The 12,188-nt window shown below is 70.2% G+C and carries 10 protein-coding genes and 1 tRNA gene; 6 read left to right on the top strand and 5 right to left on the bottom strand.

All coding sequences use genetic code 11. From position 1 onward, the window contains the following. Window positions 1-241 precede the first annotated feature (241 nt). Window positions 242-826: a TetR/AcrR family transcriptional regulator gene (locus tag AC3ERS_RS23780; protein ID WP_431970284.1), complete on the top strand. Its 585-nt coding sequence runs from the start codon at window positions 242-244 to the stop codon at window positions 824-826. 8 nt (window positions 827-834) lie between these two features. Here the strand turns inward: AC3ERS_RS23780 and AC3ERS_RS23775 are convergent, their stop codons facing one another. Beyond that, window positions 835-2,433, bottom strand: coding sequence for an MFS transporter (locus AC3ERS_RS23775; protein ID WP_431970283.1), 1,599 nt, complete (start codon window positions 2,431-2,433; stop codon window positions 835-837). Between the two features lie 153 nt (window positions 2,434-2,586). Between AC3ERS_RS23775 and AC3ERS_RS23770 the strand changes: the two genes are divergently transcribed. Then, a tRNA-Arg gene (locus AC3ERS_RS23770) sits at window positions 2,587-2,648 on the top strand. 318 nt (window positions 2,649-2,966) lie between these two features. Continuing rightward, on the top strand, window positions 2,967-4,565 hold the full coding sequence (locus tag AC3ERS_RS23765; protein WP_431970282.1) for a TROVE domain-containing protein: 1,599 nt from the start codon (window positions 2,967-2,969) through the stop codon (window positions 4,563-4,565). 8 nt (window positions 4,566-4,573) lie between these two features. Here AC3ERS_RS23765 and AC3ERS_RS23760 read toward each other — a convergent pair whose 3' ends face one another. Then, window positions 4,574-5,920 (bottom strand): CoA transferase, encoded by a 1,347-nt coding sequence (locus AC3ERS_RS23760; protein ID WP_431970281.1) that lies wholly within the window; start codon window positions 5,918-5,920, stop codon window positions 4,574-4,576. A 40-nt stretch (window positions 5,921-5,960) separates the two neighbouring features. Here AC3ERS_RS23760 and AC3ERS_RS23755 point away from each other — a divergent pair, with 40 nt between their 5' ends. Continuing rightward, the gene (locus AC3ERS_RS23755) at window positions 5,961-6,737 is read left to right on the top strand and encodes a thioesterase II family protein (protein ID WP_431970280.1); all 777 of its coding nucleotides are present in this window, start codon (window positions 5,961-5,963) and stop codon (window positions 6,735-6,737) included. A 19-nt stretch (window positions 6,738-6,756) separates the two neighbouring features. Here AC3ERS_RS23755 and AC3ERS_RS23750 read toward each other — a convergent pair whose 3' ends face one another. Then, on the bottom strand, window positions 6,757-7,551 hold the full coding sequence (locus AC3ERS_RS23750) for an O-methyltransferase (protein ID WP_431970279.1): 795 nt from the start codon (window positions 7,549-7,551) through the stop codon (window positions 6,757-6,759). 69 nt (window positions 7,552-7,620) lie between these two features. Then, complete coding sequence (locus AC3ERS_RS23745) at window positions 7,621-9,051, bottom strand: SDR family NAD(P)-dependent oxidoreductase (protein WP_431970278.1); 1,431 nt, start codon at window positions 9,049-9,051, stop codon at window positions 7,621-7,623. Between the two features lie 268 nt (window positions 9,052-9,319). Between AC3ERS_RS23745 and AC3ERS_RS23740 the strand changes: the two genes are divergently transcribed. Continuing rightward, the gene (locus AC3ERS_RS23740) at window positions 9,320-9,985 is read left to right on the top strand and encodes a PRC-barrel domain-containing protein (RefSeq protein WP_431970277.1); all 666 of its coding nucleotides are present in this window, start codon (window positions 9,320-9,322) and stop codon (window positions 9,983-9,985) included. Window positions 9,986-10,242: 257 nt separating this feature from the next. On the opposite strand, the gene AC3ERS_RS23735 is transcribed toward AC3ERS_RS23740, so the two are convergent. After that, window positions 10,243-11,181: an alpha/beta fold hydrolase gene (locus AC3ERS_RS23735; RefSeq protein WP_431970276.1), complete on the bottom strand. Its 939-nt coding sequence runs from the start codon at window positions 11,179-11,181 to the stop codon at window positions 10,243-10,245. Between the two features lie 225 nt (window positions 11,182-11,406). Here AC3ERS_RS23735 and AC3ERS_RS23730 point away from each other — a divergent pair, with 225 nt between their 5' ends. Next, the gene (locus AC3ERS_RS23730) at window positions 11,407-12,078 is read left to right on the top strand and encodes a TetR/AcrR family transcriptional regulator (RefSeq protein ID WP_431970275.1); all 672 of its coding nucleotides are present in this window, start codon (window positions 11,407-11,409) and stop codon (window positions 12,076-12,078) included. Window positions 12,079-12,188: the final 110 nt, after the last annotated feature.

Genomic DNA, 12,188 nt, shown 5'->3' with positions numbered 1-12,188 from the left:
CGGCGGAGTCCCGAGCATCGCTGAGCGAAAGCGGAGCTACGTCTGGTGGAAGCTTCCGGACATGTCCTTCTGGAGTCCCGCACGGGGCTGGAGCGAAAGCGGAGTTACGCCGAATGGGCGAGGCCGGGGCGTCCAGAGTTCTCGCATGCCGGAACGACGCGCGGAGGTACGGTGCGGACCGCTGAAGTGTTAGTACATACGTCTTGTACAAACGTCTGAGACGTGCGATAGCCTGAAGCGCATGGGAAACCGTGAAGACCTCTTGGCCGGAGCGCGCAAGGCGATCATGGAACGCGGCGTCGCCAAGACCACCGCGCGCGACATCGCGAACGCGGCGGGGGTCAGCCTGGCCGCCATCGGCTACCACTTCGGTTCGAAGGACAGGTTGATCACCGAGGCGTTGGCCGAAGCGCTCGGCACCGGCATCGGCGACAGCATGGCCGAGCTGATCGAGGAGACCGAGGGGCGTCCGATGCCGGAAGCCTTCGCGTCGATGATCGACGGCCTGCCCGCCGTCTTCGCCGCCAACCGCGAAGGCATGCTGGCCAGCATGGAGAACCTGCTGCGCGTGGCCCGCTCGCCGGAGTCGCAGCGGTACATGGCCGACAGCATCCGGCACGCGACCACCGACCTCGCCACGAACCTGCGCGCAACCCACCCCCGGTTGACCCAGCAGCAGGCCGAAGCGATCGCCGGACTCTATTTCGCACTGACGCAGGGCTTCTCGGTGCTCTGGATGATCAGCGCGGAGGGCGCCCTCCCGAATGGGGACACCCTCTCGACCGCGTTCGCGGCGCTCGCCGGTTCGCCCGAGACCACCGGCTGACGACGGGGTCAGTCCTCGTGGGTCAGCGGGCCCGCCGGGATCTCGCGCAGCTTGCGCACCGAGACCAGCGCGATGGCGAGTGCGGCGACACCGGCGATGCCCGCGGTGATGTGCACGCCGTGCAGGAATGCCTCGCGTGCCGCCGCGAGCACGGATTCGCCCAGGGCCGTTGGCACTTGGGTCGAGACCTGCACCGCCGCGCCCAAGGTGTCGCGGACCGACCCCGCGTCGGCGTCGGAGAGCCCGGCGGGCAGCGACGACGACAGATCGCCGCGGTAGATCGCGATGCTGATGCTGCCCAGGATCGAGATGCCCAGCGCCCCGCCGAATTCCGCGCCGGTCTCGGACACGCCGGAGGCCGCGCCCGCCTGTTCGGGCGGTGCGGCGCCGACGATGAGCTCGGTGGTGATGCCGAACACCGGAGCCAGCCCGAGCGAGGAGATCACCGAGGCGGCCAGCGCCAGACCGTAGCCTCCGGAGGCGCTGAGCTGAGTCATCATCAGCAGTCCGATACCGGCCGCGGCGAGCCCGCCGCCGATCAGGTAGGCGGGCCGCACCACCTGGACCAGCCGCGGCGCCAGCTGCGATCCGACGATGAAACCGACGCCGGACGGCACCATCACCAGACCGGTCCGCAGCGGCGACATCCCGAGCACCAGCTGGAAGTACTGCGCGACGAACAGGAAATACCCGAAGGCGACGAAGATGCCGACCATGTTGATCAGCAAGGCGATACGGAACCTGCTCAACCGGAACAGCCGCAGGTCGAGCATCGGGTCGGCGCCGGTGAGCTGACGCCGCACGAACAGCACGCCGAGCGCAGCTCCGCCGACGAGGCCGGCGAGCGCCGCCACCCCGACACCGTCCTGGGCGATCTTTTTCATGCCGAACACGACGGCGATCATGGTCGCCACGCAGAGCGCCGCGCTGAGCGGATCGAGGCGGCCCGCCTCGGGATCGCGAAACTCGGGCAGCACCTTCGGGCCGAGCGCCAGTAGCAGCACCATGACGGGAACGGCGAGCAAGAACACCGATCCCCACCAGAAGTTCTCCAGCAGCACGCCGCCGAAGATCGGCCCGACCGCGCCGCCCGCCGAGAACGCGCCGACCCACACGCCCACCGCGACCGAACGCTGCCGGGGATCGCGGAACATGTTGAAGATCAACGACAGCGTCGACGGCGCCAGCGTGGCGCCCGCGATGCCGAGCAGGGCGCGACAGACGATCAGCGCTTCCGCGGTCGGCGCGAACGCCGCCGCCACGGACACCACCGTGAACAGCGCCGCGCCGATCATCAGCATGCGCCGCCGACCGATCCGGTCGCCGAGGGTGCCCATGGTGATCAGCAGACCGGCCACCATGAAGCCGTAGACGTCGATGATCCAGAGCAGCTGAGAGCTGGTCGGGTGCAGGTCGGCGCTGATCATCGGCACCGCGAGGTGTAGCACCGTGAGGTCCATCGCGTAGACCAGGCAGGCGAGCGCGAGGACCCCGAGGCCGACCCATTCGGTCCGTCCGGCGAGCGCCGCGACGTCTCTGTGCACGCTCTGGTCGACGGTGTCCACGGTGCGGGTTCCTTCCGGCGTGCCGATGTCGATTGCTGTCATGTGAGTGCAGACGACCTGCGAATACACATTTCATCGCCCCCGCGCCGACGAGCGCAACGGATTTTCCGGTGGCCGCCGGAGCGCGAATAATTCGGTGGCGCCGGATCGCGACCGCGCCCTACAGTTCTCCGCGTTGGGCAATCCGAAGGGGCGGGCCGGAGTCGGTCGGTTATCCACTTCGAATGGAGCGGTTGCGGGTTCGAATCCCGCCGGCAGCGCATGTTGCCGTAGCTCAATCCGGTAGAGCGCTTACGTCGGTCGGCACACCACGACCGCCCCGCTGGATTGCCAGGACGCGAAGAACGGGCCGGAGTCGGTCGGTTATCGGTTTCCCAGGTTCGACTCCTGCCACGCTCCCCACGGAGCGTTGGTCCGGTCGGCACACCACGACCGTTCTTCGCGTTCCGTCGAACGGGGGACGCGGGCCGAAAGCCCGTCGGTCATCTTTCGGGTAGATCATCCCGGTGGGCGTTCGTCACGTCCGCTTCCCCCGTTCCCGACAAGCCCCGACCGGGGCCGGAAACGAGGAAGACATGGACGTGCTGGCTGGGATCACCACCCGCGCCACGCCGCAGGCGGAGCGGGCGGACGCGCGACAGGCGCGCAACAACGCGGGCGGCTTCGCCTTCGAGGTCACCCCCGAGGTACGGCTGCGCCGGTTCCTGACACTGGGCACCGAGGGCGGTACCTACTACGTGCGCGCCGAAGACCTGACCAAGGACAACGCCGAGGTCGTCCTGGATTTCGCGCGTCATCGCACCGCCGAGCTCGTCGCCGAGATCGTCGCGATCTCCACGGCGGGCCGCGCGCCCAAGCAGAATCCCGCGCTGTTCGCGCTCGCCGCCGCGGCCTCCCTCGGCGATGCCGACGGTCGCCGGACCGCGCTGGACGCGCTGCCGCTGGTGGCGCGCACCGGCACGCACCTGTTCCTGTTCGCGCGCTACGTCGAGCAGTTCCGTGGCTGGGGCCGCGGTCTGCGCCGCGCCGTCGCGCACTGGTATGTCGAGAAGTCCGTCGACGATCTCGCCTTCCAGGTGGTGAAGTACCGCCAGCGGGAGGGGTGGACGCACCGCGACCTGCTGCGTCTCGCGCACCCGGACACCGCCGAGCCGGACCGCAAGAACCTGTTCGACTGGATCTGCGGTCGCGAGGCGTCGCTGGACGGGTTGCGGCTGATCGAGGGCTACCACCGAGCGCAGGCCGCGCCGGTGCGCGAGCTCCCCGATCTGGTGCGCGCGTACCGGCTGTCCTGGGAGATGCTGCCCGATGCCGCGCTCGACGCGCCCGCGGTGTGGGAGGCGCTGCTGGACAACGGGATTCCGCAGACGGCACTGATGCGCCAGCTGCCGCGGCTGACCCGGCTCGGGTTGCTCGCCCCGCTGGGTGAGCGAACCGCGGCGGTGGCGCGCCAGCTCGCCGACCCGGCGCGACTGCGGAAGTCTCGGGTGCATCCGGTCAACGTCCTCGTCGCGTTGCGCACCTACGCCGCGGGTCGATCCGCACGCGGCGACGGCCGGTGGGAGCCCGCCGCGCCGATCGTGGACGCGCTGGACTCCGCGTTCTACGCGGCGTTCGAGGCGGTGCCGCCGACCGGCAAGCGCCACCTGCTCGCCCTCGACGTGTCCGGCTCCATGGCCGTGACGATCGGTGGCACGCCGCTGTCGGCGCGGGAGGCGAGCGCCGCCTTGGCGCTGGTGACCGCGAGTACCGAGACGGCGCATTCGATCGTCGGTTTCACCGCCAGGAGCGGCGCGTGGTCGAGCGACGCGGAGCTGACGCCGTTGGCGATCGGTCCGCGCCAGCGGCTGGACGACGCGGTGCGCGCCGTGTCCGGCCTGCCGTTCGGCGGCACCGACTGCTCGCTGCCCATGACGTACGCGCTGCGGCACGGTCTCGAGGTGGACGTGTTCTCGGTGTACACCGATTCCGAGACCTGGGCGGGCCGCATCCACCCGCACCAGGCCCTGCAGCGGTACCGCCGTGAAGTCAACCCGCACGCGAAGCTGGTCGTGGTCGGCATGACGGCGGCGAAGTTCAGCATCGCGGACCCGTCCGACGCCGGGATGCTCGACATCGCCGGCTTCGATTCCGCGGTCCCGGCGCTGCTGGCCGACTTCGCCCGCGACGCCTGACGCGACCCCTACCGGGTACGCACCGGCCAGGCGGGCGCACTGGCCCCGTATTGCGGTGCGGGCCAGGCGTAATCCGGGTACTCGGCCAGGGCGGGCGTGGCCGTCACCAGGCCGCCGTGGTGGACGGTCATCTCCGGGTTGGGGGCCGCGGCGGGGCCGTGGCTCAGGCCGCGGTCGGGGTTGACGAGCAGCCAGGACGCCGTGCGCGCCAACGAGACCCGCACGTCACGGCCGATTCCGTCGTAGGTGCGCGCGGCGAGGGCGTCGATCACGCCCGCCGCGAGCAGATAGCCCGAGGCGTGGTCGAGTGCCTGGGCGGGCAGCGCGCCGGGCACCGACGGCGCGCCCTCCAGGATGGAGATGCCGGTGGCGGACTGCACGATGCTGTCGAAGCCCCGGCGGCTGCCCCAGGGACCGGACTCGCCCCAGGCGCTGACCCGGCCGTGCACCAGGCCGGGACGCACGGCGGTGGTCAGCCCGGCGTGCTCCAGCGCGCCGGGGCGGTATCCCGTGACGAGCACGTCGGCGGAGGCGAGCAGGTCGTGGAAGACGGCCGAGTGAGTGCGCAGGTCGACCATCGCGGAGTGCTTGCCCTGGCAGGTGTCGGCGTACTGCCACGGAATCTCGGGCAGCCACGGCGGGTCCACCCGCAGCACCTCCGCGCCGAGCAGCGCCAGCGTCCTGGTCGCGACCGGGCCCGCGATCACCCGGGTCATGTCGAGCACACGCACCCCGCGCAACGGCTGGAACGGGGTCGCCTCGGAACGGAAAGGCGCGCCCGCGCGGTCTTGCCGCGGATCCATGGCGACCAGCGGGCCGGACGCGGCGGCCGCCGCCTGCGGCGTGGCGGCCCACTCCTCCTCGGTGCGCACCTGGACCGCGATCGCGCCCGCCAGGGCGGCGTTGTCCTCGATATCGGACGCGCGGCTCATAGCGATGTGGGCGACCGCCAGGTCGAGTGGCGCGTCCTCCGGTAGGCCGAGCGCGGCGAGCAGACGGGTTCGGTGATGCGGATAGTTGGCGTGAGTGCGCACCCAACCGTCGAAAGTGGGGAAGAATCCGGAGAGATCGGCGAACACAGGCACCTGACGGCCGTCCGCGCGCAGCAGGCGGTCGCTCGAGAACGCGGCGGTGATCCGTTCCGGGTCGATCCGATGCGGCACGGGAGCGAGTCCGTGCGCGTCGCGCAACCGGTTGGCCGCGGCCGCCACCGTGGCCACCGAACCCGCCGCAAGCGCCCAGACCGGCAGTGTCGCAGCAAGATTGCTGCCAGGATCGGGGGAGTGGGTAATGCCGGAAACGGGGACACCGATTCCGGCTTCGTACTCGTGGACCAGCCGTGTGTGCGCGTTCACCAGATCGAGACTAGCCGCACCGGCGGAGAAGGAGACCGACGTGGACGAGACGATCACCGCCACCGATTGGCTGCGAGTCCTGCGGACCGACCCGGCGCCGCGCCACTACCTGGTGTGTTTCCCGCCCGGCGGCGGTTCGGCGGCGGCCTACCGTGAGCTTGCCCTCGAATTCGGTTCCGGCGTGGCGGTACTGGCCGTCCAGTATCCAGGACGGCAGGACCGTCTCGGCGAAGCGGCGGTCCCGGATCTGCACGCACTCGCCGAGCGGATTGCCGGAGAATTGCTGGGACGCGGTCCTTGGTCCGGTCTCGCGCTGTTCGGGCACAGCATGGGCGCCACCCTGGCCTACGAGACGGCCCGCAGGCTGGAGGCCCGAGGGCAGGAGCTCGCCGCCCTGTTCGTCTCGGGCCGTCCCGCACCGTCTTTCGTCGAACACCGTCGCCTGCACCTGGAATCCGACGAGGCGCTCATCGCGGATCTGGAGCGCCTCGCCGCCGATCCCGCGCCGATCGCACTGCTGCGCACCGAGCCCGGCCTCGCCGATCTGGTGCTGCCCGCGGTGCGCAGCGACTACCAAGCCGTGGAAACCTATCGGCACCGGCACGGCGAGCCGCTCGCGTGCGACCTCGCCGCGCTGGTCAGCACCGACGACCCGACCACCACACCCGAGCAGGCCGACGGATGGCGGGCGTTCACCTCGGGCGCGTTCGCCCGCGAGACGTTTCCCGGCGGCCACTTCTACCTCGACGAACACGTCGGCGCGGTATCGGATTTCGTAGCTCGGCAGCTGGACGATCCCGCACGTCGCGCCGAATAGGGCGCGGTGGCGGGTGCGCTCAGCCCAGGTACTCCGACTCGAGGACGAGATCGCGCAGCAGGGACTGGTATTCGACGTGGGTGCGATGCTCCACGGTGCGCCAGGTCCTGCCCTCCTGCGCACGCATGTAGCGCAGGTAGCGCGGCGCTCCCGGCATCTTCACGTTGTCGGCGACCACGAGGGAGCCCGGGTGTAGCCAGTTCACGGTGAGCAGCGCGAGCAGGTCGGGCAGATACGCGGTCTTCAAGTGATCCAGGAAGACGAAATCGACCGCGCTCGCGGCGAATCCGTGGTCGACGGCGAGCCTGCGCATGGTCGTCCCGCCGTCGCCGATCTTGCCGACCACCACCTCGACCCGGTCGGCGAGCCCGGCGTGCGCGATCACGTCGGTCGCGATCGCGGCGTTGGCGGCGCTGACCTCCACCGACACCAGCCGTCCCCGCTGCGGCAGCAGGCGTCCCGTTCGCACCGCGCTGTATCCGCAGTAGGCGCCCAGTTCCAGCGCGAGCAGTGGCCTCGCGCGCCGAACCGCGGCGTCGAGCAGCAGACCCTTCTCGTCGCCGACGTTCATCAGGAAGCTGCGGGTGCGCGCGAAGTCATCGATGGCGGCGAGCACACTGTCGGGATCGCCCGGTGTCGCGGTGCTCAGCACGTGCTGTCGCACGGCTTCCTCGCGGCCGTCGCCCACCTGTCCGGTGCGCAGCACGGATTGGCCGCCGAGCGCGAAGCGGATCATCGACCAGCGCAGGAACGGCGCTTTGTCGCGCAGCAGCACGCTGATTCCGGTTCGACGCGATCCAGTCTCGTCCGCCATGCGCCCTCCAGATCGTGGTAGCTGTGTCACCACCGATTCTGCTCGCCAGGCAGCGCGGGCGGCGGAGGCTCACCAGGGCGAGGGCTGATAGTCCTTGAGGAAGCAGCCGTAGAGGTCGACACCGTCCTCGCCCTGCACGATCGGGTCGTAGACGCGGGCGGCGCCGTCGACCAGGTCGAGCGGGGCGTGGAAGCCTTCCTCGGCGAGGCGGATCTTGGTGTAGTGCGGGCGCTCGTCGGTGATCCAGCCGGTGTCGACGGCGCTCATCAGGATCGAGTCGGACTCGAACATCTCCTTGGCGCTGGTGCGGGTCAGCATGTTCAGCGCCGCCTTGGCCATATTGGTGTGCGGGTGTCCCGGTCCCTTGTACCCGCGGCCGAACTGACCCTCCATGGCGGAGACGTTCACGATGTACTTGCGGCGGGCGGGCGCGGCGGCCATGGCCGGACGCAGCCGCGACACCAGGATGAACGGCGCCACCGAATTGCACAGCTGGACTTCGAGCAGTTCGGTCGGATCGACCTCGGCGACCGTCTGCACCCAGCTGTTGGTGTGCGCGAGATCTGGCACCAGCCCGCCCGCGTCGATCGCCACGCCGCGCGAAATCCGTTCGGGGGTGGCCGATCCCGCGACCAGCGCGAGCTCCGCGACATCTGCTGCGGTGAGCGTCGGCGCGAGCGAGGCGGTCAGCGCGGTCGGATGCGCCTGCATGGTCTTGCCGAAGGTCACCACGTCGGGCAGTGCGCCGGCGGGCAGCGGACCGGACTCGGCCTCCACCAGCGCGCTGTACGCGCCGGGGGAGCGGCGCACGGTCTGCGCCGCGTTGTTGATCAGGATGTCCAGCGGGCCCTGCGCGGCGATGTCGTCGGCGAGGGCCACCACCTGCGCGGGGTCGCGCAGGTCGATGCCGACGATGCGCAGCCGGTGCAGCCAATCAGCGCTGTCGTCCATGGCGGCGAAACGGCGAATGGCGTCGTTGGGGAAGCGGGTCGTGATGGTGGTGTGCGCGCCGTCGCGCAGCAGCCGCAGCGCGATGTACATGCCGATCTTGGCGCGGCCGCCGGTGAGCAGCGCGCGACGGCCCGAGAGATCGGCGCGCGCGTCGCGCTTGGCGTGGCTGCTCGCGGCGCAGTCCGGGCACAGCTGGTGGTAGAAGGCGTCGACGCGGGTGTAGCGCTGCTTGCAGATGTAACAGGGTCGCGGGCGGAGCAGGGTGCCCGCGCTGGCGCCCTTGGTCGTCGAGGTCAGCGGAATGCCCGCGGTCTCGTCATCGATGCGATTCGGTGAGCCCGTGGCGGTGGCCGCGACGACCGCGCGGTCCGCGGTGGCGATCTTGTCGCGGGCCTCGACGCGGCGGCGCTGCTTGAGCTTCTTGAACATGTGCCCGACCGCGCGCTGCACGAGCAGCGAATCGGGGTGGTCCTTCTCCAGCTGTCCGGCCTGGTCGAGTACCCGAAGACAGGTGGCGAGCTCGTCGGGATCGATACTGCTGTCGGCCATCGGGGGTGTGGAGGTCCTTCGTGAGCTGGGCAATCGAAGTCACCATTGTCGCAAACCCTCGCGTCCGGTCGCGGTCCGGCCGTGTCTTGTTCACCCGCGTCGGTCGTGGCCACGGCGAAACAGACGCTCGACCGAGTGCTGTTTGCCGGTGAGGACAGGGGGTAGTTGCCTGTGTGATCGATTGATCATGCAGGTCCGCGGTGTCTTGCCGATCGCTCTTTCGGCCGGTCGCCGCAATCGTCCCGCAGTGAGGATCGAGGAGGAGACCATGAGCAGTCTGCTGGATTCGGTACTCGGCAACATCGTCTACGACCGTGACGGGGACAAGGTCGGCAAGGTCAAGCGGATCTACGTGGACAACGCCAGCGGCTTCCCGACCTGGGTGGCCATCTCCACGGGGTTGTTCGGTCACGACGCGCTGGTGCCGCTGGCAGGCGCCGAGCACCGGCGCGAGCGCGCGACGCTACAGGTGCGGGTCGGCAAGGACCAGGTCAAGTCCGCGCCGTACCTCGACGACGACGGCAATATCAGCCAGCGCAGCGAACGAGAGTTGTTCGAGCACTACGACATCGACCCGGCCCTCTCGGCGTGGAAGACCTACGGCAGGCCCTATGGCGAGCACCCGGTGAACGCCCGGGCGACGACCGCCGAGTGGGCCGCCGACAGCGGCGGCCGGACCGACGACGAGCTGATTCGTTCCGAGGAACGGTTGACCATCGGCGCCGATCCCGACGCGGCGGGCGCCGCGCGCGGCCGCAGATACGTCGACGACGAGCCGACGGTGGCGATGGCGACCGGGCGCGACGCATCGGTGCCCGCGGAACCGATGCAGCTGAAGATCGATGACATCGTCGAAGAACGGACCGGGTCCGACAGGGTGCGGACGGAACGGGTCGACGGTATCGACGAGACCCGCGGACCGGATCGCTGGTGACCGGCTCGCCGGTGTCGTCGAGGGGCGAAGCGCATCCTTGGCGGCACCGGCGGCCGCCGCTCACGAAAGGGACAGCCGATGGAGAACGCCCCCGATCAGGCCCGCACCGCTTTCGACGCGGTGCTCGCCGCGGCGGACTATCCCGTCTGGGTGGTCACCACGGCGGCGGGCGGAACCCGCGCGGGGTGCCTGCGCATCGACGCGGTCGCCGATCTTCCCCCGGGGCCACGAGGCCTGAAGCCCTCGCGGGTGTCGTGTCAGCCTCGAGGCAGGCTGCTGTCGGCCGCGGCCAGGTCTTCGACGAAATTGCCGAGCGCCTCGGCGACCAGCAGCGGATCGGTGCTCGGGAGCCAGTGGTCGGCGGGGACCGAGCAGCGCCACAGCCGGTCCACCCAGCGGGCACTGCCGTAGTAGAGGAACGGCGGGACCAGCACGTCGGTGGTGTCGACCACCATTTGCACCGGCACCGCGGTCGACCGAGGACGCGGACACAGCAGCCGGGGCGCCAGGTTGGCGTGCGCGATGCGCGCGCCGGCGAGCAGATCCGTGCGCCAGGTCGGCGCGATGGGCGCGTGCGCCGCGGGGATGCCGCCGAGCCGTTCGATGAGCCAGGTGCGGACGCGGGGCGGATAGGCGATCCGCAGCGCGGCCGTGCGCGCCGAGCCCGCGCCGTGCCGCCAGAACTTGCGATCGGCCGCCAGTCGCCCCATCCGGTGCGGCCGCACGGCGAGCTCGCGCAGCTGGACGCCGAGGTGATCGAGATTCGGTCCGGAGATGGCGGTGAAGGAGGCGATCCTGCTGTTGGCGCGCGGGTCACACACGGCCTCCCAGCCCTGGATCGCGCCCCACCCGTGCCCGCAGACGTGCGCGGGCCGGTTCGGGCTGACCGCGTCCAGCACGGCGAAGAGATCGTCGGCCAACTTGTCCAGCCGGAAAGCGCTCGCGCTGGAGCATGTTTCGCTGTCGCCGTGGCCGCGGGCATCGTACGCGATCACCCGGAAATCGTCGGCGAGCAGCGCGGCGACCTCGCGCCACACCCGATGGGTGTCGCTGAGTCCGTGCACCAGGACCAGCGGGACGCCGCGGGGGTGGCCCCATTCGAAGACCGCGAGGTCACCGTCGGCGCCGCGGACCCGGCGCTCTCGTCGCGGGAGATGGGTCCCGCGCGGTCCGATGCTGTCGAACGATTCGGTCATGTGCTCGCCTCGGTCACTGTCCATCGCTTCCAGGGGTACGGAGCCCTGAACGTACTGCCGGTACGTTCCACGATACTGACAGCGCGGAGACCCCCAATCAATGGTGAGCGACGTGACGGCGGTATGAGCTGGGTCACCGCTTGGCGGCGAGAAGGGCTGAGCGAACGGCAGGCGTACCGACGGTACGAGTAGGCTGCGCACGTGGCCCGCACACACGGCAGAACCGTGAGGACGACGATCACCCGCGAGGAGATCGTCGACGCGGCCGTGCGCGTCATCGATCGCGACGGGCCCCGGCCGAGCATGGACGACATCGCCAAGGAAGCGGGCATCACCAAGCCGCGCCTGTACCGCCGGTTCGCCGACAAATCCGATCTGTACACCGAGATCGGTGACCGGATGGCCAGATCCGCCGCGGCCGCCGCGGGCAACGACGTCACCCTGGTGCTGCAACCGCCGCGCGTCGCGCTGCGCCGCGTGCTCACCGGATACGCCGACAGTATTCTCCAGCACCCCAACGTGTTTCGGTTTCTCGGTCAGGCGCAGGTGAGTCAGCGCGCCGACGGATCGGTGCTGCAGTTCGACCTCGGTCGCGCAGCGGCGGATCGCTTCACCCGGCAGGCCCGCGAGATCGCCGAATCCGTCTCGATCGACCCCGCCGGAGTCGACTACCTGGCCCGCGCCGTCGTCGGCTCGGTCGTTGCCGTCACCGACCTGTGGCTGGGCGAATCCGGACGCCCCGATCCGTCCGGCACCACCGAATTCGTCGACCGAACCGCCGAATTCGTCTGGGGCCTGATCGACCGATTCCTCCGCACCCAAGGCATAGTCGCCGACCCGGACGCCCCGATCTTCACGACCCTGGCCACCGTGAACTCCGCACGCCCCGCGAGCTGACCCTGGCCAAGCTCTTCTCCTTACCCGGGGCGAACTCGCGCCCATGTTGTTGACAAGCCGCCAATAGTGCTGGAATCTGGTGGCGGTGGATCGGCATCGGGGCCGGTCCG

The sequence above is a fragment of the Nocardia sp. bgisy134 genome (genome assembly GCF_057708325.1).
This window is presented reverse-complemented; position numbering and strand designations above follow the sequence as displayed.

Excerpts from the sequence above, each read along its gene's own strand:
- AC3ERS_RS23775 (WP_431970283.1), bottom strand. The coding sequence starts at position 2,433 with ATGACAGCAATCGACATCGGCACGCCGGAAGGAACCCGCACCGTGGAC.
- AC3ERS_RS23780 (WP_431970284.1), top strand. The coding sequence starts at position 242 with ATGGGAAACCGTGAAGACCTCTTGGCCGGAGCGCGCAAGGCGATCATG.
- AC3ERS_RS23740 (WP_431970277.1), top strand. The coding sequence starts at position 9,320 with ATGAGCAGTCTGCTGGATTCGGTACTCGGCAACATCGTCTACGACCGT.
- AC3ERS_RS23765 (WP_431970282.1), top strand. The coding sequence starts at position 2,967 with ATGGACGTGCTGGCTGGGATCACCACCCGCGCCACGCCGCAGGCGGAG.
- AC3ERS_RS23735 (WP_431970276.1), bottom strand. The coding sequence starts at position 11,181 with ATGACCGAATCGTTCGACAGCATCGGACCGCGCGGGACCCATCTCCCG.
- AC3ERS_RS23745 (WP_431970278.1), bottom strand. The coding sequence starts at position 9,051 with ATGGCCGACAGCAGTATCGATCCCGACGAGCTCGCCACCTGTCTTCGG.
- AC3ERS_RS23750 (WP_431970279.1), bottom strand. The coding sequence starts at position 7,551 with ATGGCGGACGAGACTGGATCGCGTCGAACCGGAATCAGCGTGCTGCTG.